Here is a 19,945-nt window from a genome sequence, read left to right as displayed (position 1 = left end):
GCGCTGGTAGCCCCGGCGCAGAATGCATACATAACGGCAACACCGCTCATCAAGGGAATGGCTGATCCATGCGCTTTCTGACTGTGCTTATCGTTCTCGTTCTGGCGCTCATGGCCTATATCCGGCTCGCCCCAACGAACGCCGAGAAATGGTACGCTTTGCCTGATGTGAACGAACCCGGCGATACTCGGGAAGAGGGCGGATTTCTCGCCGTGCGCCGTATCACAGCACCTGCTGATGAGGTGTTAACGGCGGTCGAACAGCGTGCCTTGGCCACGCCGCGCACGCGCCTGCTGCGGGGCAACGTGGCGGAAGGGATGATCACGTTCCAGACCCGCTCCCTGATCTGGGGCTTTCCGGATCATACGACAGTGGCGGTGCAGGGAGATTTGCTGGTGATCTATGGCCGGTTGCGCTTTGGCCGGTCTGATTTGGGTGTGAACAAGGCGCGGATCGAAGGCTGGCTCGAAACGCTTGGCCCCTTGACCGCACCTTTGTGATCGGCCAATCCGAGCGTCATGATTGCAGCGGACCGCATTGAACAACTGATCGACCGTTTCCAGTTTCTGGAGGCGAAGATGGCCGATGGTGCCGCGGGCGCGGATATTGCCGCCTTGGGCAAGGAATACGCCGAACTGCGCCCGGTGGTTGAGACGGTGACGGCCTATAAATACCTGATCGCCCAGATCGCCGATGCGGAGGCGATGCTCTCGGACCCGGAGATGAAGGAGCTGGCCGAGGCGGAGCTGCCGGAATTGAAGGCGCAGCTTGAGGCGTCTGAGCATGACGTGCAATTGGCGCTGTTGCCGAAAGATGCCGCTGATGCGCGTCCAGCGCTTTTGGAGATCAGGCCGGGCACGGGTGGGGATGAAGCGTCGCTGTTCGCCGGAGATTTGCTGCGGATGTATCAACGCTATGCCGAAGGGCAGGGCTGGAAGTTTGAGATCCTTGAGGAAAGCCAGACTGAGCTCGGCGGGATCAAAGAGGTTGTGGCGCGGATCGCAGGTGATGGCGTCTTTGCGAAGATGAAGTTCGAAAGCGGTGTACATCGGGTGCAACGCGTGCCTGAGACGGAAAGCGGCGGGCGGATTCATACCTCTGCCGCGACGGTGGCCGTGCTGCCAGAGGCGCAGGACGTCGATATCGAGATCAATCCGGCGGATATCCGCATCGACACGATGCGCGCGTCAGGGTCCGGCGGGCAGCATGTGAACACGACCGACTCGGCGGTGCGCATCCTGCATGAGCCGACGGGGATCATCGTAGTCAGCTCCGAGAAGTCGCAGCATCGCAACCGTGAGATTGCGATGCAGGTGCTGAAAACGCGGCTCTTTGATCTGGAGCGGCAGAGGGCGGCGGATGAACGGTCGGCGGATCGGAAAGCGCAAGTTGGATCGGGTGACCGGTCGGAACGCATCCGCACCTATAATTTCCCGCAAGGCCGGATGACCGATCACCGGATCAACCTGACACTTTATTCGCTGGGGCAGGTGATGCAGGGCGATCTGGATGAGGTGATCACTGCGCTGCAGGCCGATGCACAGGCGACGCTGCTGGCGGAGATGGGCGCGTGACCACAGTTCAGGACGCGTTGCGTCAACTTGCCCGATATTTAGGGGAAGAAAGGGATGTCCCATGGTCAGATGCTGCGGTGGAACACCCCGCGCGCGAGGCGCGCCTACTGCTCGCACACGCCATGTCTGTTCCTGCAGAAAGGCTCACGCTTCTGGCTTACGACCCTCTTGACGAACAGGTCATAGAAGCTGCGTATGTATTTGCGTCACGTCGGCGCGGCGGAGAGCCCGCCAGCCATATTATTGGTTACCGCGCATTTTTCGGCAGAGAATTCTTTGTGGACAGTCGTGTGCTCGATCCGCGTCCAGAAACGGAATGTTTAGTGACCGAGGCTTTGAAGCACCCCTTTGCGGAGGTTCTCGACCTCGGGACGGGCAGCGGTGCGATCATCGTGTCGCTTTTGGCAGAACGGCGGGGCGCGGTTGGTATCGCCACCGATGTCTCAGCGGATGCCTTGCAGGTTGCCGAGCAGAATGCAGAGACACATAGTGTTGCAGGTCGGATCGGGTTTGTTCAGTCCGATTGGTTTCAAGCTGTGGGCGGGACATTTGACCTAATCGTCTCAAACCCGCCTTACATCGCCGCCCATGAAATGCCGTCACTCCAGTATGAAGTCCAGTGTTATGAACCCCGCCTCGCCCTGACGGACGAAGCCGACGGCCTGACTGCCTATCGGAAGATCGTGGCGGGGGCGCCCGCCCATTTGCGGCCCGGTGGGCGGCTGATGGTGGAGATCGGACCGACGCAGGCGCAGGCGGTCATTGCAATGATGGCAGAGGCCGGACTTCGGAACATTTCTGTGATTCCCGACCTTGATAGCCGGGACCGTGTTGTTGTCGGCCATTCTCCGCAAGAGACCGGCGAAACGCGTCCATAAGCCCGTAAAATCCAAACTTTCTGCAGTTTTTGCTTGTCTTGCCCCCATTCAAATGCTTATTCAAACGTATCGGCGGGTTTGAGAACCTTATCGGACCTCTCCCCGATCAGTCGCCAGAACATCGCAAGGCCAGATCATTTCAGACGCGCAAGAGGCGCGCATCGGCCAGCGTCACGACAGCTAAAGGCTAAATCTACTTATGAGATCATCGAAGTCACGGTCGCGGAATAAAAACCGCAATAACCGCCCGTCAGGTGGCAACATCATCAATCGGGTGTTTGACAGCCAGGGTCCCGATGGCAAGGTGCGCGGTACGCCGCAACAGATTATCGAGAAATACAATCAGCTGCATCGTGACGCCGTGTTGTCCGGCGACCGTGTGGATGCAGAGAATTATGCGCAGCACGCTGAGCATTACACACGGCTTTTGGCAGAGGCGCAGCGCGAGGTCGAGGCGAAGCGCGAAGAGCAGGAAGAGCAAAACCGCCAGCGTCAGGCCGAGCGTGATCGTGAGCGTCAGGAGCGTTTGAAAGCGCAAGAGGCGGCGGCGAATGATCCGGCCTCAATGGAACAGCCTGATGTGGCCGAGCCACAGGATTCCGGGCTGGTTGAGACACCTGAGGAAAAACCAAAGCGTCCACGCCGTCCACGAAAACCGCGTAATCCCGAGGGTGGGGGCGATGCGCCCAAACCTTCGCCGGATGACGGGGTGGCCCCAGAGGCCGCTGAATGAACACCAAGCCCTCCGATTTCGGGGGGCTTTATTTTTTGGACATCGAAGAAGTGTCCGGCACGATGCTGGACCGCGTTGTGATTGTGGGCGCAAATGGCGCGGGCAAGACTTGGTTGGCGCAGCATCTGGGAACGGCACTTGATGCATCCGTCATTCACAAAGATGCGCTGGCCTTGATGTCGGGTTGGCGCCAACGGCCGAGGAGCGAGGTGCAAGCCGCGCTTTGCAGAGCGGTGCAGGAAGACCGATGGATACTTGATGGTGGGCCGTCAATTCTCGGAGGGCCGGTCCTTGCGCGCGCCACATTAGTCATCTGGCTGGATGTGCCCGGTCCTTTGCGCGCCTGGCGGGTGTTTTCTCGTAGCGTACATTATTTCGGGCGCGTGCGCCCTGAACATCCGACGGGAAATCGTGATTGGCCTGGCCCGCGACAAATGCGGTTCTTATGGCGGGCCCTGACCGGCGGCGCGTCGTTTCGGCGTGCCATTGTCGGCGCATTGGCCGATACCGACATACCCGTTCTACGCCTTACAAAGAGGGCTGAGATACGCGTGTTTCTGCAGCAGTTAGCGCTATGATGAGGTCCGGGACGAAGCCGCGCTCAGACTGCGGGCGAGGGCGCAGAAGGCCTCAAGTGAGACTTGCTCGGCCCGCTCGGTAGGCGGAATACTGGCGGCTTGCAGATGATCTTCGATGGCCGGATCAAGTGGTTTTAGCGCGGAGCGCAGCATCTTGCGGCGTTGATTAAAGGCCGCGGCGACAACCTTGCTGAGCATGGCCGCATCTGCTGGGTAACGCGGGGCGGGCAGGGCGGTCAGATGAACAACGGCAGAGTGTACCTTGGGCGGTGGGCTGAACGCCTCTGGCGGCAGTGTCATGACGATCTGCGCATCGCTGCGCCATTGAGAAAGGAGCGCGAGACGCCCATAGGCCTTGCTGCCCGGCTGCGCCACGATGCGTTCAGCCACTTCGCGCTGAAACATCAGCGTCAGACTTGTCCAGAAGGGTGGCCAGTCTTGTGGTGTGAGCCACCGCACCAGCAACTCGGTCCCGACATTGTAGGGCAGGTTGGCCGCCACCTTGATCGGGGAGGTCAGGTGCATGAGCGGGTCGATTTCAAGCGCATCATCGTTGATTACTTCGAGCCGTCCCGGATAGGCCGCTGCGATCTCCGCCAGGGCAGGCACGCAGCGCGGGTCCTTTTCGACCGCAAGCACACGCCGCGCGCCTTCGGCCAAGAGCCCGCGGGTGAGGCCACCTGGGCCGGGACCAACCTCAAGCACATCGGCCCCTCTCAGGTCGCCTGCCAAACGGGCAATCTTGGCGGTAAGGTTGAGATCAAGCAGAAAGTTCTGACCCAGCGATTTCTTTGCAGCCAGATCGTGGGTTGCGATCACCTCACGCAAGGGGGGCAGGGTGTCGATCCCGCTCATCCCTGTTGCGTGACCATTTGCGCGGCGGTCCTGATGGCCGCGATCATGGATGTGGCGTCAGCCTTGCCTTTGCCCGCAATATCAAACGCAGTCCCGTGATCGGGCGAGGTGCGGATGAACGGAAGGCCGAGCGTGATATTGACGCCGCCAGAGAAATCGAGGGTCTTGATAGGGATGAGTGCCTGATCGTGATACATGCACACGGCGACGTCGTAACGTGCGCGCGCATTTGGGTGAAACATCGTGTCAGCGGACATCGGCCCGATGATCTCAAGGCCCTCACTGCGCAAAGCTTCGAGCGTGGGGGTAATCACTTCGATCTCCTCCCGCCCCATTTTGCCATCCTCACCCGCATGCGGGTTCAGACCCGCCACTGCAATGCGCGGGCGCTCAATTCCGAAGTCGCGGCGCAAGGCGGCATGCGTGATCAAAAGCGAATCTGTCAGCAGGCGAGCACTGAGTTGTGCGGGAACATCGGCGAGCGGAATGTGGATCGTAGTTGGCACCACCCGTAAATCATCACTGGCGAGCATCATCACCACCCGATCAACGCCTGCAAGTGCGGCGAGATATTCGGTGTGGCCCGGATAAGCGAAATCGGCCCCGTCCATCAATGCGGCCTTGTGAATGGGCGCGGTGCAAAGGGCGCTGGCGACACCATCATTGACCAGATCGACGCCAGTCGCAATCGCCGCGATGACGTGTGCGGCATGGCTTGGATTGGGGGCGCCGGGTGTTGCTGGCGCGCCGAAATCCTCAGCAAGAACGGGCAAAGCATTGCGGCTGATCTTTGCGATTTCATCCTCGCGACCCGCCAGCTGGATTGGCAGATCAGGCGGCAGATGCGTGGGATCCCCGATCCAGAGAAGCGGGATATCGCCGTGCAGACGTTTCCATGCAGTGGCCGCGATCTCTGGCCCGATGCCTGCCGGTTCGCCGCAACTGATGGCAATAGGTTTCATTAGTTGCGGATGACGGCCGAGGCGCGCAAATCCTCCAGCAGCGCATCTGCCAAAGCGGTAAGACGCTGACTGCGAATCTGGTTGCGCACAGTGTCGGGGTTGGCGCTGCCTTGGCCGGCATTTACGCGGTCGCACAGCATCAGAAACACCAGCGTGTTCCCGTTGTTGCGGGTCAGATTTGTCGAGACCTCGTTCCGGTCCAGCCGCGCAAGCTCAAGCGCGATGTCACTTGCGATGTCGGAAGGCGGAAGCGAAACGCGGTCAAGCACCTCCGCCGGTTGGCCACGCGCCACGCCATAAAGGTCATCACAGGTGTCGACGCGGTTGCGGATCTGTGCCGCTGCGCGCAAGGCGGCCTCGGACCGACCGCCGGGAATGTAATAGGCCGCATAATCAATGCTGACAGGTGGGGTGACGGGCAAAGCCGCCTCACGCGTACCGCGCAACTGGAACAGTGCGATGCCGTTGGTGATCGACAGAGGTTCGGTCACTTCACCCGGCTCCAGATCAAGAATGATCGCGCGGATTTGCGGTGGATAATTCGTTATTGGCAGCCACCCCAATCGCCCGCCATTGTCGCGCGATGGCAGGGCCGAGACTTGGCGTGCGGCGTCTTCAAACTCTGCAAAGGTCCGAAAATCCGAGATTATTTCGGCAACTTCCAGAGCCCGAGCGGCACGGTCAGGAGGTGCAGCGATGATGATTTCATTTAGTAAGACCTGCAACTCGGAGGTCGCACCGCTTTGTGCTGCAATGGCACGTTCGACATCGGCATCTGTCACATTCACCTGCCGCCCAAAACGCGCCCGGATATATTGACGCCAAGTGACGCCGACTTCGACAAAGTCGCGCAGCGTCTGTGGTTGCACACCGTTCTGCGCCAGAACCTGCAGAAACTGCGGAAGCGATAGATCGCCCCTTTGCGCGAATGCCTCCAGTTCGGCTTGCAACGCCTCCTCGGAAATCTCCAACCCGACGCGGTCCATTTCCTGTTGCTTCAGCCGGTCTTCGATGAGGCCATTCCGTGCGATTTCATTCAGATCACCGGTGGTGTTAAATACATCCAAAAGCCGCACGCGCTGCGACAGCTCAAACTGCGTGATGACCCGGTCATTGACAGTGATCGCGGGCGTCAACTGCCCTTGGGCGAGGCTTGCCGATCCAAAACCGATCGTTGCCGCCATCGCCAAGAGCGCAGCCCTCAAACCAAACGCACGCATGCTGTTTTCTGTCCTTTGTTAATTTCGACAGGCACCGGCAGGGGCGCCCCCGGCGCGCCCTGTCGAAAATCCTATGATGGCGCCACTTAACCGGTAATCGGTGGTGGGTTCAACAGTATCCGAAGAGGTGAACCTGCGCGAGGCGGAAACGTTAATCCTCACGCATTCGTTGCGCCATTCCAAACCGATGCCGCTGCGCACGGGCCTGTCGGCTGCAATGTCATAACGCGCGTCAACTCCCAACGACCAGGCGGCGCTCAAATCGAAATCAGCATCAAATGTCCATTCGGAGATCGTGTCGGGGCGGTCTTCGCCAATGTCGGCGCTTTGCCAGATATAGGAGGCATCCAGCGCGATCGTTCGGTTGCGCCAGGTCATGCGTGCATCTGCGCGGTTCAGCCCGCTATTGTCATCAATCAACCCGCGTGCATCCAGTAGAAAACCGCCCGGGATGGTCAATTGCCCGCCCACGAGCCAGTCTGATTGCACCTCCTCCAGGCCCGAGGATTGCGTGAATTCGGAATCTCCTTCGTTGCGCCAGACCCGCCCGAAAGACAGTGTTGAAGTTGTGCCAATGCGCCCGATCCGTGACCAGTTCAGCCCCGCTGCGAGCTGAGAGCCGGTTTCCACCGCATCATCGCCGGAAAAACGCGACAGATCAAAGAGGTTGCCGGTATCCAGTTCGCTGCGCGTGCTGTCCTCATTTGGTGGTTCACCACCAAAGGCTTCTGACCATGACGCGCTGATCGCAGGCTCCACCAGGTGCTGAATGCCCGTGGGACCAGACCGACCCAATGGCCAGCGCAACACGCCTGCCACGCCCGGCACGACGCGAACATCCGTGTCAGGAAAGGCGGCATCGTCCGCAACCCGATAGATATCTCCGCGCAAATCGGTCTGGACATTGGCAACCAAACCTTCTGGTAGAACCCAACTCTCCTGCCATTCACCGCGTAGGCCGCCACGGACGACATCCCGCCCGTCCTCACCATCCGTGTTGCTGAACCTGTATGCGGCGTCGAGGCTGGCATCAAAGGTCAATGTGCCACCAAAGGCGGGCCGGCTGCGACTTTGATAACGTGCGTCGGCAATGAGTGGTGGGAGCGAGTCATTCGCCTCATCATCGCGCAAGGTCTGGTAATAGGTCAGCCGCGTCTGGGCGAGCGTCGCATCAGTCACCCGCAAAAGTGAGACTGCACTGTCAAGCCTGTCTTTTCCCGAATACCCATAGTTTTGTAGATAGGCGCGGTCGCTGACCGCTTCGATATCAAATCTGAGTTGCACGTCATTTGGCAAATCAAAGGCACCTTCGGCAAAGATGTAAGAGCGGTTGTCTTCTCTTAGCGTGTCGTCACTCACGGCGGCGTCTGCGCGAATTCGCCCGCCAACGAAGGCCTGCCTGTAGATCAGCTCCAGCGTACGCGTTTCGGGCGAAATGTAGGGCGTGATCGTGATATCCGCATGGTCGCCCAGTGTTACAAAGTAAGGGATCTTGATCCCCGTACCGAGCTGCGTGGTGCTGCGTTGTTCAGGTTCCAGAAAACCCGTCGCGCGGTCCAATGACGGATCGGGCAGTCTCATACGCGGCAGCCAGAGGATTGGAACACCGCGAATACGGAAGGTGGCATTGGTAAAGTACAGGAGCTGTTCCTGCTGGTCATGGACCACGCGTTCTGCCCTGATTTCCCATAATGGAGGGCGGTTCCCACAAACCTGACATGATGTTGCAGCAGATTTGTAAAGCTGTGAGTAGCGCCCTTGGCGCTGATCGATCTGATTGGCGACAAGTTGTAATTGCTGATCAAGAACGATCCGGGCACCTTGCAAAATGCCGTTTTCAAGCCGTGGATCAAGCGTGCCCTGATCAGCGGTCAGAACCGTCCCGTCAGCCGTCTGAATAACGATTGGTCCCACGATCTGAAGCCGGTCCGTGGTCTGGTCGTAGATAATCTGCTGCGCGCGCATCCGGTCGCCGAGATAAAGGACCTCGATATTGCCAGTGGCAACCAATTGCCCCTCATCATTCAGTGTTACGCGATCAGCAACAAGCGTTGCAGCCCCTTGCGCAAGGCCTGCGCAGGGCCAGATGAGGCAGATCGCCAGCCACAGCCACCGCATCATCCATCCTCATTGTGCAAAAGGATACCCATGGACAGGCTCATTGCCGCCAGCGGCGGGGCCCATGCTGCCAGAATCGCCGGCAATTGGCCGTTCTCCCCTAGCACAAGCGCGAAATTGCGGATGAAATAGATCACGAAGGCCAGCAGGATCGCAAACATCACCATCAATCCCGTGCGGCCGCCGCGCTGATGGCGCAAGGTAAAGCTCGCCCCGATCATGACCATTGAGACAAGGAAGGCGGGGAGGGCCAGTTCTGTATGAAACCAAACGAGATGACGTTGTGCGGAAAACCCGGCTGTTTGCAGACGCGCGATAAAGGCCGGCAATTCCCAGATAGGGATCGAGGATGGTGTGCCGAAACTGTCGCGGATCTGATCGGGCGTCAGGGTCGAGGGGACGTCAAGCGTGTTTTGGAGCACAGCATTCGCTTCAGGTACGTCGTCATCGCCCAGCAGCCAGCTTTTGGCTGCGGTCAGCTGCCAGGCACCGGATGTCAGCCGGGCCGTGTCCGCGTCCACCCGCTGAACCGGGCGGCCTTGGGGTGAAAACGTAATAAACGTGACGTCCGACAGGATCGTTCCATCAAGATTTGCTCTTTGCGCGCGGATCACGGTCTGACCTTCAGCGTTCCCCTGACGCAACCACAGCCCGGACGAGCCAATTGACACGACCGAGCTATCGCCGCGCAAGGCGCCGCTCCGGAGCTCGTATTCCTTCGATGTGCTGGCGACGATCGGGTTCAGCACACCCACGGCCAACCCGCCGAGGCACAGGGCCACAATCAGCGGCGCAACGAGGGCCCGTATGGCCGATCGCCCCGCGGCCCGCGTCACGACCATCTCGGATGAGCGCGCGAGGCTGAGAAACAGCGCAATGGTTGCAAGGATCATGATCAAAGGCAGGATTTGATAGATGGCTTGCGGTATGTTCAGCAAAGACAGGGTGACGATCTCAACCATTGTGGCGTCAGACCGCCCATGGCGGCGAAACTGCTCGGTCAGATCGATAAAGATCATGATCAGAAAGAACACCGTGAAGACGCCCAGAAAGGTCATTAAAAAACGGCGTGCGAAATAGCGGTGCAAGATCATGAGGCGGCGATGTCCCGCACTCGGCGCTTGAACAGGTTTGGCCTGCCAGCCCAATACAGCAGGAACCAGACAATCATGAAGCCCGCGATGCTTGACAGATAGGTTGCAAACCAAAGGTTTGCGTCATTGCGCGCGGCATTTAGCCCGGCTGACTCGACGCCCTTGACCACCACAATCAAACAGATCGCAGCGACAATCTGACGCCAGACACCAAAGCGGCTGAAATTCCCGATCAGTAAGGTAGCGAAGCCGAGCAGCGCGGCCACTGTGCCGAGAAGGGCCTGATTGAACCTGTCATGCCCGCGAGACAGAAGGGGTGCGGCTTCTTCGCGTGTTGCCGCCTGAATTTCTGGCGTGGGGTTCAGAAGTTGCCAAGTTGACAGGTGGCTGGACCGCAGTCTCGCGTTGCCTGAAGTGTTGATCAGGCTGCCCACATTATAGGCAAAATCGGCAAAGGCCGTTGTGAACAGCCGATCGTCCTCAAGCCGCAGGTTTTGGACCATCCCGTCAATCATGACCAGTTGTGTGTCTTCGCCATCCCGCACCAGATACGCGCGCGAGGCCGTATAGGTCACATGTTCGGCGTTGCTGCGCGTGTCGGACAGAAAGATATCCTGCAATTCGCCCGCAGGCGTGATTTCGCGGATGTAAAAGGTCACGCCCCTTGCCGGTTCGATAAACTGGCCCTCGGTCAGCAATCGGGCCGTCACGCTTTGCGAGATTTCGGCCAACCGTTGGTCGTATTGTGCCCGGCTCATGGGAACCAGGAAATGCATCAACAGCGACATGAGGACCGCAACAATCAGTCCAAAGTACAGAACAGGGCGCGCAAGGCGGAAGGCGGAATAGCCTGTGGCCTGCACAACAACCAACTCAGATTCCGTGGTCATCCGATTAGTGACATAGACCGCCGCGGCAAAGGCCGCCAAAGGTAGCGCGAGCCGCATGACGCTGGGCAGCGTCAACGCCGTGAACTCCAGAAAGACGGTTGCTGATTGCCCATCAGCGATCAGTTGATCGAACAGGACAACGGCCCGATTGATCCAGTAGATCAGCACTAGAACAAGGCTGAAAAACCCAAACAGCACCATCAGTTGTGACAGCATATATCTGTCAAATCGCGCCAATGAACTGTCCTTTGTTTGTGTGTCCTGCCTTCTTGCGCGGCAGGCTATCCGATTGGTGCGGTGGATTGAACCGCTATCTGGTCAATACCAGCGGGCCGGGCTAGGTATTGCGGACAATTCATTGACGCGCAGGGAGTGCTTATGACGACACCAGCCGAAATCCAGTTCAAAGAGGTTGACCTTGACATCGTGGCAGAGGCCAGCGGCAAGGTTGTGGTGTTTGTCGGGCCAGATGCCCGCCTTGATGCGGGTGCGCGCCGTGTCAACCGGTTGACCAAGAAGGCGCTCGCGCGGTTTGTCGAAAGCGACCGGTTTGACAAGATGTCTTCGGGGGATGTGACACAGCTCGCATTTCCGGCAGGGCTTGCGGCCGACGCTCTCTGTGTTGTCAAACTCCCCCGCCGCCCCTCGGTGATGGAGGCGCGAAAGGCCGGGGCTGGTCTGGCCAAGGCGCAAGGCGAGAGCGATCTGCTGGTACTCGCCGGGACCTTGGCGCGCGCAGATGAGGTCGCACTTGGCCTGGCTTTGCGCGGCTACACATTCGACGCCCACAAGACCGATGATAAGAAGTCCGAGGGTGCCATCACCTTCATGGTGTCGAAACCTGAAGAGGTGGCAAAAGCTGCGGCACCAATGGCCGCGATTGCTGAGGGCGTGTTCTTCACCCGCGATCTAACCAATGAGCCCGCGAACGTCTTGACCACCGACGACTTTGCCGCCCGGCTCGCTGCGATGCAGGAATTGGGGCTGGAGGTTGAAATCCTCGAAGAGGATGAGCTGGAAAAACTGGGCATGCGCACGCTGCTCAGCGTAGGGCAGGGCTCTGCCAGCCCGTCGAAGGTTGTCGTGATGTCCTGGAATGGCGGCAAGAAGGGTGATGCGCCATTTGCGCTGATCGGCAAAGGCGTGGTGTTCGATACTGGGGGTATCAGTCTGAAGCCCCCGGCGGGTATGGAAGACATGACCATGGATATGGGAGGTGCCGGGGTCGTGGCAGGCGTTATGCGCACGCTCGCGCTGCGGAAGGCGAATGCCAATGTCGTGGGTCTGGTGGGGCTGGTTGAGAATATGCCCTCGGGCACTGCCACCCGCCCGGGCGATGTGGTCAAATCGATGAAGGGGGACACGGTTGAAATCATCAACACCGATGCGGAAGGGCGGTTGGTGCTCGCCGATGTCCTTTGGTACGCACAGGACCGTTTCAAGCCCGCGGGGATGATCAATCTAGCGACCCTGACGGGTGCCATCATCGTGGCGCTGGGTCATGAAAATGCCGGGGTCTTTTCCAACTCGGATGAGTTGAGCGACGCGTTTCTCAAAGCCGCAAAGACAGAGGGCGAGGGGGCCTGGCGTCTGCCATTGGCACCAGCCTATGACGAGCTTCTGAAATCGCGGATTGCGGATATGAAGAACGTGGGCGGGCGCATGGCAGGCTCCATCACCGCCGCGCAATTTCTGCAGCGTTTCGTCAAAGATGATGTGCCTTGGTGCCATCTTGATATCGCGGGCACGGCAAGTGTGAAGAAAGAGACGGCTTTGGCCCCGGCAGGCGCGACGGGTTGGGGTGTCATGGCGCTCAACCGCTTGATCGCGGACAAGTATGAGGGCTAGGTGGGCGCGGCGTTCTTCTATCACCTGACTGACAGCCCGCTTGAGGCAACGTTGCCCATGCTCTTGGGTAAGGCGCGGGGCGCGGGGTGGCGGGTGTTGGTGCGCGCCACGGATGAGGCGCTGCTGAAACGTCTTGATGACGTGCTGTGGCAAGGCCCGGAAGAGCAGTTCACGCCCCATGGTCTGGCCGGTGGGCCTTATGATGCAGATCAGCCGGTTCTGCTGGGCGATGTCTCAGCCGACGGTTTCGCTTGCGTGATGAGCGTGGCGGGTGCCGAAGTGACCCCGGATGAGGTCAACACGCTTGAGCGGACGTGTATCCTTTTTGACGGACATGATGGCGACGCGCTGCAACATGCGCGTGGTCTGTGGAAGGCCCTGACCGAAGCAGGCTGTGCCGCGCAGTACTGGGCGCAAGAGGACGGGCGTTGGACAAAGAAGGCCGAGAAGCAGCCGGATCAGTGAGCCGCGTCATACTCTGACAAGGCGCGTTTACTGGCCGAGCCGCGCCAACGCCGCTCCAGCAAACGCGCGATAGTCTCGGGCGGTGCATTCGCAAGCTTCGCCAGGACGATGTTGTACCCGTCATAATGGGCTTCGCGAAAAAACACGTCTGGCAGGATTTCGATCAGGTGGTCCCTCTCATCGTGTGGTACGTCAAGCAGCACAATGCTGTCATCCGCTGTGCGGTGTCGCGCGAGTAAACGCTTGCGGACTTTCAGCGACGGTTCGCCATATGATGTCGCTTCGATGACTTCTGGCCATTGCTGGGCGAGATCAACGACGTCTTGCCAAGTCATCTGAGCCTCCCAACCTGCCGATTTCAGTTAGCAAACGAGCGCTGGCAACTCCCGGATCACATTTGAGTCGCTGCGCGCGCGTGCCAGTGTCCAAGATCCTTCAAGAGACAAAAACAAACGTTTTGCAGCACTCGAGGCTTCGTCAGGTGATTGCCCAAGCCGCTGCGCATGGTCTGATATCCGGTCCATCCAGCGCGCAAAAATGCCGCTCAATGCTTCGCGGAAGGCCGCGTTGTCGGGGCCGCCATGCAGCGTCGCCGAGACCGGGCAACCAATCTTACCTTCATGAATGTCAAAGTATTTTGCCAGTTTGTAGCAGAACGTTGTTACCCCATCCGTGTAATCATCTGCTTCATCAAATGACGCGTCGATAATGCGCAAAACCTCTCGCGCGGCAATCTCGGCCGCAGCAAGGGCAAGGTCTGCCTTCCCGTTCGGAAAGTGGTGGTAAAGTGAGCCCTTGGGCACACCGGCGCGTTCCAGAACCTCGGCAAGGCCCACACCGTGATACCCTTTCTGCTGAAACAGAAAGCCAGCCTCGATGGCGAGTTTGGTGCGGGTGTCGGTCATGAAATCTCTTCTTGCATGAATAGACCGATTGGTCTAGTGCTGGATTTGGACCGACCGGTCTACTAGCGGAGTGGGGTGCTGAGATGAACGTACATGCAGGGATCGGATACGAGGATCAGTGGTTCTATTCGGGTGGCCAAAAGCTGCGTGGGCGCTTCTTTGGTACCTATACGCGCCCCAGGGCCGTTGCGGTGCTGCACGGTGCAACCGGCGTGCCACAACGCTACTACGCCAAGTTTGCCCGCTGGCTGGCAGAGGCGCGCAACATAGCCTGCCTGACCTATGATTACCGGGATTTCGCCAGCTCTGCGCGGGGATCGATGAAGACCTCCACAGCGACAATGGCGGACTGGGGCGTGCATGACCAACAGGCGGCGCGTGATCATGTGCGCAGTCTGGTGGAAGAGGTGCCGCTTTGGGTGATCGGGCATTCGCTGGGGGGCATGATGCTGCCGTTTCAGAAGGATCTCGATCAGATTGATCGCGTGATCGCGATTGCATCGGGCCCTGCGCATGTCACGGGGCATCCATACCCTTACAAGGTTTATGCGGCCGCTTATTGGTATGCGGTGGGTCCGCCCGCCACCTATTTGGCCGGTTACATGCCCGGGAAGCGTTTGGGCTTTGGCAATGACATCCCCGCAGGTGTCTTCTGGCAATGGCGGCGCTGGTGTACGACGCGGGGTTTCTTTGTCGGAGACATCGGAACCCAATTGCCGATGCCCGACTGGAACGGGGTGAAAGCGCCGGTGAAGGTCGTAGCGATCAAGGATGACGCATTGATCCCGCCCAAATCGGTCTGGGGGCTGATGGATTACTATCGCGGCGCCGACAAAACCCAGATGGTGGTCGATCCGGACGCCTATGATCTGGACGGGATCGGTCACATTGCCCCATTTGCAGAGGTAAATCGCGCGATCTGGGCCGATCTGATCGCCTGATTAGTTGTGGGGCATGAAGAACTGGAAAGTCGGGTCGAAATCCTCAGGCAATTCCGTTGGCGCTTGCGTGCAGGCGGCGAGCGTCAGCAGCAGGATCAGCGCTCTCATCGCGTCAGCACCAATTCACCATTGGCGATCTCGATCCGGTCGTAAAGCCCCAGATAGGTCATCCCCAAAAGCGACGAATCCATCGCGCCGCCATTGACGACGGCAGGCACATTGCGGTCCTGCATGGGGCCAATGGCGACGCTGGCGATTTCGACGGGAGCCGTCCGCACCACACCATTGGCGGTCTGCGCCGCACCAAAATAGCTAAGCGTATCAGGGTCGATCCCAATGCGCCGCGCGTCGTCCCGGCTGAGCACCACCTGGCTCGCCCCGGTATCAACGACGAAGCGGATCGGGACGTCGTTAAGGTCCAATGTCAGATAATAATGCCCGTCCGGGCTGCGCGGCACCGCGATCTGTCCGTCATCCATCACGGTCTGGCGGGCTGCGACGTCGCCACTGATATCCTCCCACAAGCCGTAAGCGCCGATCACACCGATGAAAATCAGCGCCCAGATGGCGGCTTGCTGGGCCATTTTGCCCATATTGTTGCGCCCCGCGACAATGGCAGAACCGCCAATGGCTGCGCCCAGCAGGACGAGGTAGGTCAATTGCATGATCTGATCTGTACTCATGACGGTGATATAGGCGCTAGCCGCCGATCCCAAAACCCCTGAGCCCATCGAGCACGAATTGTACAGCGAGTGCGGCCAGCAACATGCCGAGCACGCGCGTGACGATGTTGAGGCCCGTCTTGCCCAAGGCCCGTTCGATGGATGGGGCGGCCAGGAAGGCCATGAAGACGATGAACAGAACGGCCAGAAGGACGCCCGCTATCGCGCCGAAATCCGCAGCACCTTGCGCCTCACCCGCCAGCAGGATGATGGTTGTGATGGCGCCCGGCCCGACGATCAGCGGCAGGGCGAGGGGAAAGACTGACGGGTCATCGTGATGGTCTGCCTGACCCTCGGCGGCGTTTTCCTCACGGCGCGCCTGACGCTTCTGGAAAAGCATGTCGAGAGCGGTCAGGAATAGAAGGATGCCGCCCGCGATGCGGAATGCGTCCATCGAGATGCCGATAAAGCCGAGGAGCGTTTCGCCGAGGAAGAGAAACAGTACCATCAGCACCGCTGAGACTACGCAAGCCCGCACCGCAATCGCCCGCCGCTGCGCCGCGCTCATGCCTTGCGTCAGCGCAATGAACACAGGCGCCAGCCCCGGCGGGTCGATGATGATAAACATCGTCGTGAAGGCTGCGATGAGCGCGGGGAGTTCGGTCATGGAATGGATGATTGGTGGGTTTTCGCATCGGGGGCAAGTGGGCAATGCGTTGAACGGCTTGGCGCCCTGTCCCATACTCCAACTATGGAAAGATTTCAGGCTTCAATTCTGCGAGTGTTCGCATTTGCGTTTTTTTGCGTAGTGATCGCCGTTTCGCCCGCCAAAGCAGAACCTATTCCGGGAGCAGACGATCCCGCACTGCGTGAAGCTGCCTTGATGTGGTTGGCGGAGGATCAACCAGAATCCGCGTTGCGGACGATTGGGGAACTCGCTGCTGATGGGAATGTTGCTGCGCGACTGTTTTTGAATCAGGTTTTCGTGCGGCGGACTTTCCACAACGAAGGACTAACGCGAGAGGCATTTCTCGCACTGCTTCCAGCAGTCTCGTCAGAAGACGAGCGTCGTTTGCGTCCCTTCAATGTGGATCATGAAAGCTATCCGGCCCTGCGCGCTTTACGCCGCATTGCACAGGCAGAGACTTCGGAAGAATGGATCGACAACGCTGAAGTGATAATCGCCGCTGGAATGAAATCGCGGCTCGCCCCATTTGTCGAATTAGGCATCGTAAACAATGATACGATTGATATCGAACTGGCCAAGTTCGCTGCGGAAAACCTCCAGGATGATCCTGACGTGTCGCGTATTGTGACATGGTTTTTTGGCTATTCCCATGTAACTGCAGATTTAGTCGCGGAGATGAATCCCGCAAAAGCCGAGGAAAATACGTCCCGTTGGAAAGGGGAGTTTTGGACAACTGAACGTGCAGAGGCGTTTCAGCAGGCATTGATTTCGCGCAATTGGATGGCGTTAGAAGTAAGAGGCATGTTGCGCTGGTTTGATGAGGGCAAAAGAGGGCTCGCAATGCAATCCGAGATAGGCGAGCATACGCTCCGATTGGCCGAACTGATCAGTATCGGGCCTTATGGACCGGACTATGCGCCTCAGCCTCCGACCACTGAGGAGATTGACACCTTGGCGACCAACTACCGTCGATATGCGGAAGGATATCCCTGGGCAACGCCGAACGTCCGACTGTGTGAAGAGCATTGTCAATCACAAGCCGCGACATGTGTGGCTATGCTTGGGTTGCTTGGTGATGCTGGCCTGGGCACACAACCAAATTACACCCCGGTTCTGACGGTGGGAGAATACTATCAGTCAGATCGCGCAGCTGCAGAAAGGCTTATTGCATTAGGCTTGGTTGATCTGCCGCCGCCACGTTATCCAGAGTGGTTGGAATTGCCACGATGCCTGATGGAGCCAGCGCGCAGGGCAGCGGGTACAAGGTGAACTGAAATCAGATTTCCAGAAATCTGAAGTCTCCGGCAGAAGATATTGTCGGATGACAAAAAACTAATTGGACTGTCCTGACGCTGTGCTTTTCTGATACTCAGAAACAAGATCAAAAAAGACATCCAAGTGCGGCGCAGTTTCTCGCGTATTCTCTTCAATTGCAAAGCTAAAGCCGAGATTGGTACTCCAACCCTTCGTTTCGTACAGCCACTCTGAGAACGAGGAGACGGTAAACCGCCTTCCGTGATGCTCTTCAACAATGCCGTGGTTGTTGAGGGCGACTTCATAGCCGAATAGTAGGTTTTCAATAGGAGCTAGAGAGCCGCCTGTGAACATCTCCGGACGTTGACGCATCTGTTCAATGTAATCGTAAATGCTGATGCTCTTGCTTTCAGGCATTTTCCGCCTTCTCCAGTTTCTCAAGGGCTGCCATCCAGAGCCCCTCGGCCCGCTCAAGCCCGTCCATGACTTCGGCGTATTTCTTGTTCCAGGTCTCCAGCTCGCCTGCCTTGCCGTCCTCGTAGAGCGCGGGATCGGCGAGTTTTTTGGCGAGTTTGTCGCGCATCTCGTTGATTTTATTCACGCGGTCTTCGCTTTTGCGGACTTCTGCCCGCAGGGCGAGGATCGCATCGCGGCTGGGTTTGGGGGTTTTGGCCGGTTTGGGTTTCTCCGCAGGCTTTTCGGGCGTCAGTAGCATTTTGCGATAAGCCTGCAGGTCGTCCTCATAGGGTTTGACCCGGCCGTCTTTCACCAGCCAAAGCCGGTCGGCGACCATGGACAGAAGGTGCATGTCGTGGCTGACAAGGATCACGGCGCCGGAATAGGCGGTCAGCGCCTCGACCAGCGCCTCGCGGCTTTCGATGTCGAGGTGGTTGGTTGGCTCGTCGAGGATCAGAAGGTGCGGCGCGGGCAGGGTGGCGAGCAGGAGCGACAGGCGGGCCTTCTGGCCGCCGGAGAGCCGACCGACCTCGGTTTCGGCCTGATCGGCGCCGAGGCCGAACCCGGCGAGGCGGGCGCGGAGTTTGGCCTGGCCTTCGTTCGGGCGTTCGCGGAAGAGGTGGTCGAGCGGGGTTTCTTCGATCCGCAACTCATCCACCTGATGTTGCGCGAAGAACCCGATACGCAGTTTGTTTGACCGCACCATTTTGCCGCGCGCGGTGGGCAGCCGGTCAGAGAGCATCTTTGACAGTGTCGATTTACCCTCACCGTTGCGGCCCAGCAGGGCGATCCGGTCGTCCTGATCGATCCGCAGGTCGAGATCGTGCAGCACGATGTGGTTGCCATAGCCCACAGCCGCTCCTTCGGTCGCGATGATCGGCGGCGAGAGCTCTTCGGGTTCGGGGAAGGTGAAGACCGTCCGCGCGGCGTCTTCGGGCGCGCGGATCGTCTCCATCCGCTCCAGCATCTTCACGCGGGACTGGGCCTGTTTGGCTTTGGACGCCTTGGCCTTGAATCGGTCCACGAAGGCTTGCAGATGGGCGCGCTGCGCCTCCTGTTTCTTGGCCGCTGCGGCCTGCACGGCGCGCTTGGCCGCGCGCTGTTTGGCGAAGCTGTCATAGGGGCCGGTGTAGTAGGTGAGCGATTTGTCTTCGAGATGCAGTATGCCGCCGACGGAACGGTTCAGAAGCTCGCGGTCATGGCTGACGATCAGCACTGTGTGGGGGTATTTGACGAGATAGGCCTCAAGCCATAGCGCGCCTTCGAGGTCGAGATAGTTGGTTGGTTCGTCGAGCAGCAGAAGGTCCGGTTCGCTGAAGAGGACCGCGGCGAGTGCGACGCGCATGCGCCAGCCGCCGGAGAAGGCGGAGCAGGGCATTTTCTGTTCGTCGTTCGTGAAACCAAGTCCGCGCAGGATCGTGGCGGCGCGCGCCTCTGCCGACCAGGCGTCGATATCGGCGAGGCGGGTCTGGACCTCGGCGATGCGCTGCGGGTCGGTGGCGGTTTCGGCCTCGGCGAGGAGCGCCGCGCGTTCTGTGTCGGCGGCGAGCACGGTGTTGATCAGGCTGACCTCGTTACCCGGCACTTCTTGGCTCACACCGCCGATCTTCCAGCCTTGCGGCAGACTGACAGAGCCGGTGTCGAGCACCATCTCACCACGGATGACCCGAAACAGCGTCGTCTTGCCCGACCCGTTCCGGCCCACGAGGCCCACCTTGTGCCCGGTCGGGATCGTCACGGTCGCGTTTTCGACCAACGTGCGGCCTTCGACAGAATAGGTGATGTCGGAAATCTTGAGCATGGGCGGGCTTTGCCTGATCAGCT

Annotated in this window: 22 protein-coding genes; 9 read left to right on the top strand and 13 right to left on the bottom strand. The window is 59.2% G+C overall.

Annotation, left to right across the window (positions count from 1 at the left end; translation table 11 throughout):
* The first annotated feature begins 68 nt into the window (after nucleotides 1–68).
* The 5 genes from SLH47_RS07080 to SLH47_RS07060 all read left to right on the top strand — a co-directional run bounded on the left by SLH47_RS07080 (nucleotide 69) and on the right by SLH47_RS07060 (nucleotide 3,763).
* Complete coding sequence (locus SLH47_RS07080; RefSeq protein ID WP_320238771.1) at nucleotides 69–500, top strand: DUF1499 domain-containing protein; 432 nt, start codon at nucleotides 69–71, stop codon at nucleotides 498–500.
* Nucleotides 501–518: 18 nt separating this feature from the next.
* Nucleotides 519–1,574 (top strand): peptide chain release factor 1, encoded by a 1,056-nt coding sequence (prfA, locus tag SLH47_RS07075; protein WP_320238770.1) that lies wholly within the window; start codon nucleotides 519–521, stop codon nucleotides 1,572–1,574.
* On the top strand, nucleotides 1,571–2,452 hold the full coding sequence (gene prmC, locus SLH47_RS07070) for a peptide chain release factor N(5)-glutamine methyltransferase (protein ID WP_320238769.1): 882 nt from the start codon (nucleotides 1,571–1,573) through the stop codon (nucleotides 2,450–2,452). The genes prfA and prmC overlap by 4 nt, the downstream gene beginning before the upstream one ends.
* 199 nt (nucleotides 2,453–2,651) lie before the next feature.
* The gene (locus SLH47_RS07065; protein WP_320238768.1) at nucleotides 2,652–3,185 is read left to right on the top strand and encodes a DUF4167 domain-containing protein; all 534 of its coding nucleotides are present in this window, start codon (nucleotides 2,652–2,654) and stop codon (nucleotides 3,183–3,185) included.
* Nucleotides 3,182–3,763 (top strand): DNA topology modulation protein FlaR, encoded by a 582-nt coding sequence (locus SLH47_RS07060; protein WP_320238767.1) that lies wholly within the window; start codon nucleotides 3,182–3,184, stop codon nucleotides 3,761–3,763. The genes SLH47_RS07065 and SLH47_RS07060 overlap by 4 nt, the downstream gene beginning before the upstream one ends.
* Here SLH47_RS07060 and rsmA read toward each other — a convergent pair.
* Genes rsmA through lptF form a run of 6 tightly spaced genes read right to left on the bottom strand, consistent with a single transcriptional unit; the run spans nucleotide 3,758 to nucleotide 11,118 of the window.
* Nucleotides 3,758–4,618 carry a 16S rRNA (adenine(1518)-N(6)/adenine(1519)-N(6))-dimethyltransferase RsmA gene (gene rsmA / locus SLH47_RS07055; protein WP_320238766.1) on the bottom strand — a complete coding sequence of 287 codons (861 nt, stop codon included), beginning with the start codon at nucleotides 4,616–4,618 and terminating at the stop codon, nucleotides 3,758–3,760. The two genes, SLH47_RS07060 and rsmA, sit on opposite strands and share 6 nt — an antisense overlap.
* Nucleotides 4,615–5,580 (bottom strand): 4-hydroxythreonine-4-phosphate dehydrogenase PdxA, encoded by a 966-nt coding sequence (gene pdxA, locus SLH47_RS07050; RefSeq protein ID WP_320238765.1) that lies wholly within the window; start codon nucleotides 5,578–5,580, stop codon nucleotides 4,615–4,617. Before pdxA ends, rsmA begins: the two co-directional genes overlap by 4 nt.
* Nucleotides 5,580–6,800, bottom strand: coding sequence for a peptidylprolyl isomerase (locus SLH47_RS07045; RefSeq protein WP_320238764.1), 1,221 nt, complete (start codon nucleotides 6,798–6,800; stop codon nucleotides 5,580–5,582). Before SLH47_RS07045 ends, pdxA begins: the two co-directional genes overlap by 1 nt.
* 18 nt (nucleotides 6,801–6,818) lie before the next feature.
* Nucleotides 6,819–8,921, bottom strand: a complete 2,103-nt coding sequence (locus SLH47_RS07040) for an LPS-assembly protein LptD (protein WP_320238763.1) — start codon at nucleotides 8,919–8,921, stop codon at nucleotides 6,819–6,821.
* A complete protein-coding gene (gene lptG, locus SLH47_RS07035) occupies nucleotides 8,918–10,012 on the bottom strand; it encodes an LPS export ABC transporter permease LptG (protein WP_320238762.1) in 1,095 nt (364 codons plus the stop codon). Before lptG ends, SLH47_RS07040 begins: the two co-directional genes overlap by 4 nt.
* Nucleotides 10,009–11,118 (bottom strand): LPS export ABC transporter permease LptF, encoded by a 1,110-nt coding sequence (gene lptF / locus SLH47_RS07030; protein WP_320238761.1) that lies wholly within the window; start codon nucleotides 11,116–11,118, stop codon nucleotides 10,009–10,011. The genes lptG and lptF overlap by 4 nt, the downstream gene beginning before the upstream one ends.
* Nucleotides 11,119–11,280: 162 nt before the next feature.
* Here lptF and SLH47_RS07025 point away from each other — a divergent pair, with 162 nt between their 5' ends.
* Together SLH47_RS07025 and SLH47_RS07020 are read left to right on the top strand one after the other, a co-directional pair.
* Nucleotides 11,281–12,750 carry a leucyl aminopeptidase gene (locus SLH47_RS07025; protein WP_320238760.1) on the top strand — a complete coding sequence of 490 codons (1,470 nt, stop codon included), beginning with the start codon at nucleotides 11,281–11,283 and terminating at the stop codon, nucleotides 12,748–12,750.
* Nucleotides 12,751–13,215 carry a DNA polymerase III subunit chi gene (locus SLH47_RS07020; protein WP_320238759.1) on the top strand — a complete coding sequence of 155 codons (465 nt, stop codon included), beginning with the start codon at nucleotides 12,751–12,753 and terminating at the stop codon, nucleotides 13,213–13,215.
* On the opposite strand, the gene SLH47_RS07015 is transcribed toward SLH47_RS07020, so the two are convergent.
* Nucleotides 13,209–13,550 carry a hypothetical protein gene (locus tag SLH47_RS07015; protein WP_320238757.1) on the bottom strand — a complete coding sequence of 114 codons (342 nt, stop codon included), beginning with the start codon at nucleotides 13,548–13,550 and terminating at the stop codon, nucleotides 13,209–13,211. The genes SLH47_RS07020 and SLH47_RS07015 overlap by 7 nt on opposite strands.
* 27 nt (nucleotides 13,551–13,577) lie before the next feature.
* On the bottom strand, nucleotides 13,578–14,120 hold the full coding sequence (locus SLH47_RS07010) for a TetR/AcrR family transcriptional regulator (protein ID WP_320238755.1): 543 nt from the start codon (nucleotides 14,118–14,120) through the stop codon (nucleotides 13,578–13,580).
* 83 nt (nucleotides 14,121–14,203) lie between these two features.
* Here SLH47_RS07010 and SLH47_RS07005 point away from each other — a divergent pair, with 83 nt between their 5' ends.
* A complete protein-coding gene (locus tag SLH47_RS07005; RefSeq protein WP_320238754.1) occupies nucleotides 14,204–15,061 on the top strand; it encodes an alpha/beta fold hydrolase in 858 nt (285 codons plus the stop codon).
* Here SLH47_RS07005 and SLH47_RS07000 read toward each other — a convergent pair whose 3' ends face one another.
* From SLH47_RS07000 to SLH47_RS06990, 3 genes are read right to left on the bottom strand one after another with little or no spacing between them, the layout of a single operon-like run.
* Nucleotides 15,062–15,169 carry a DNA polymerase III subunit chi gene (locus SLH47_RS07000; RefSeq protein WP_320238753.1) on the bottom strand — a complete coding sequence of 36 codons (108 nt, stop codon included), beginning with the start codon at nucleotides 15,167–15,169 and terminating at the stop codon, nucleotides 15,062–15,064.
* Nucleotides 15,166–15,744: a TIGR02281 family clan AA aspartic protease gene (locus SLH47_RS06995; protein WP_320238751.1), complete on the bottom strand. Its 579-nt coding sequence runs from the start codon at nucleotides 15,742–15,744 to the stop codon at nucleotides 15,166–15,168. The genes SLH47_RS07000 and SLH47_RS06995 overlap by 4 nt, the downstream gene beginning before the upstream one ends.
* Before the next feature lie 16 nt (nucleotides 15,745–15,760).
* Nucleotides 15,761–16,390 (bottom strand): MarC family protein, encoded by a 630-nt coding sequence (locus SLH47_RS06990; RefSeq protein ID WP_320238750.1) that lies wholly within the window; start codon nucleotides 16,388–16,390, stop codon nucleotides 15,761–15,763.
* A 141-nt stretch (nucleotides 16,391–16,531) separates the two neighbouring features.
* On the opposite strand from SLH47_RS06990, the gene SLH47_RS06985 reads away from it, so the two are divergent.
* Nucleotides 16,532–17,680 (top strand): hypothetical protein, encoded by a 1,149-nt coding sequence (locus SLH47_RS06985; protein ID WP_320238749.1) that lies wholly within the window; start codon nucleotides 16,532–16,534, stop codon nucleotides 17,678–17,680.
* A gap of 63 nt (nucleotides 17,681–17,743) precedes the next feature.
* Here SLH47_RS06985 and SLH47_RS06980 read toward each other — a convergent pair whose 3' ends face one another.
* On the bottom strand, nucleotides 17,744–18,082 hold the full coding sequence (locus tag SLH47_RS06980; protein WP_320238748.1) for a hypothetical protein: 339 nt from the start codon (nucleotides 18,080–18,082) through the stop codon (nucleotides 17,744–17,746).
* Complete coding sequence (locus tag SLH47_RS06975; RefSeq protein WP_320238747.1) at nucleotides 18,075–19,922, bottom strand: ABC-F family ATP-binding cassette domain-containing protein; 1,848 nt, start codon at nucleotides 19,920–19,922, stop codon at nucleotides 18,075–18,077. Before SLH47_RS06975 ends, SLH47_RS06980 begins: the two co-directional genes overlap by 8 nt.
* Nucleotides 19,923–19,945: the final 23 nt, after the last annotated feature.

This window comes from Cognatiyoonia sp. IB215182 (genome assembly GCF_033963905.1).
Classification (GTDB): Bacteria; Pseudomonadota; Alphaproteobacteria; order Rhodobacterales; family Rhodobacteraceae; genus Yoonia.
Note: the sequence above shows the minus strand (reverse complement) of the source record. Positions and strands in the feature narration are given on the sequence as shown.

Excerpts from the sequence above, each read along its gene's own strand:
- SLH47_RS07080 (WP_320238771.1), top strand. The coding sequence starts at position 69 with ATGCGCTTTCTGACTGTGCTTATCGTTCTCGTTCTGGCGCTCATGGCC.
- prfA (WP_320238770.1), top strand. The coding sequence starts at position 519 with ATGATTGCAGCGGACCGCATTGAACAACTGATCGACCGTTTCCAGTTT.
- SLH47_RS07065 (WP_320238768.1), top strand. The coding sequence starts at position 2,652 with ATGAGATCATCGAAGTCACGGTCGCGGAATAAAAACCGCAATAACCGC.
- SLH47_RS07060 (WP_320238767.1), top strand. The coding sequence starts at position 3,182 with ATGAACACCAAGCCCTCCGATTTCGGGGGGCTTTATTTTTTGGACATC.
- rsmA (WP_320238766.1), bottom strand. The coding sequence starts at position 4,618 with ATGAGCGGGATCGACACCCTGCCCCCCTTGCGTGAGGTGATCGCAACC.
- pdxA (WP_320238765.1), bottom strand. The coding sequence starts at position 5,580 with ATGAAACCTATTGCCATCAGTTGCGGCGAACCGGCAGGCATCGGGCCA.
- SLH47_RS07045 (WP_320238764.1), bottom strand. The coding sequence starts at position 6,800 with ATGCGTGCGTTTGGTTTGAGGGCTGCGCTCTTGGCGATGGCGGCAACG.
- SLH47_RS07040 (WP_320238763.1), bottom strand. The coding sequence starts at position 8,921 with ATGATGCGGTGGCTGTGGCTGGCGATCTGCCTCATCTGGCCCTGCGCA.
- lptG (WP_320238762.1), bottom strand. The coding sequence starts at position 10,012 with ATGATCTTGCACCGCTATTTCGCACGCCGTTTTTTAATGACCTTTCTG.
- lptF (WP_320238761.1), bottom strand. The coding sequence starts at position 11,118 with ATGCTGTCACAACTGATGGTGCTGTTTGGGTTTTTCAGCCTTGTTCTA.
- SLH47_RS07025 (WP_320238760.1), top strand. The coding sequence starts at position 11,281 with ATGACGACACCAGCCGAAATCCAGTTCAAAGAGGTTGACCTTGACATC.
- SLH47_RS07015 (WP_320238757.1), bottom strand. The coding sequence starts at position 13,550 with ATGACTTGGCAAGACGTCGTTGATCTCGCCCAGCAATGGCCAGAAGTC.
- SLH47_RS07010 (WP_320238755.1), bottom strand. The coding sequence starts at position 14,120 with ATGACCGACACCCGCACCAAACTCGCCATCGAGGCTGGCTTTCTGTTT.
- SLH47_RS07005 (WP_320238754.1), top strand. The coding sequence starts at position 14,204 with ATGAACGTACATGCAGGGATCGGATACGAGGATCAGTGGTTCTATTCG.
- SLH47_RS07000 (WP_320238753.1), bottom strand. The coding sequence starts at position 15,169 with ATGAGAGCGCTGATCCTGCTGCTGACGCTCGCCGCCTGCACGCAAGCG.
- SLH47_RS06995 (WP_320238751.1), bottom strand. The coding sequence starts at position 15,744 with ATGAGTACAGATCAGATCATGCAATTGACCTACCTCGTCCTGCTGGGC.
- SLH47_RS06990 (WP_320238750.1), bottom strand. The coding sequence starts at position 16,390 with ATGACCGAACTCCCCGCGCTCATCGCAGCCTTCACGACGATGTTTATC.
- SLH47_RS06980 (WP_320238748.1), bottom strand. The coding sequence starts at position 18,082 with ATGCCTGAAAGCAAGAGCATCAGCATTTACGATTACATTGAACAGATG.
- SLH47_RS06975 (WP_320238747.1), bottom strand. The coding sequence starts at position 19,922 with ATGCTCAAGATTTCCGACATCACCTATTCTGTCGAAGGCCGCACGTTG.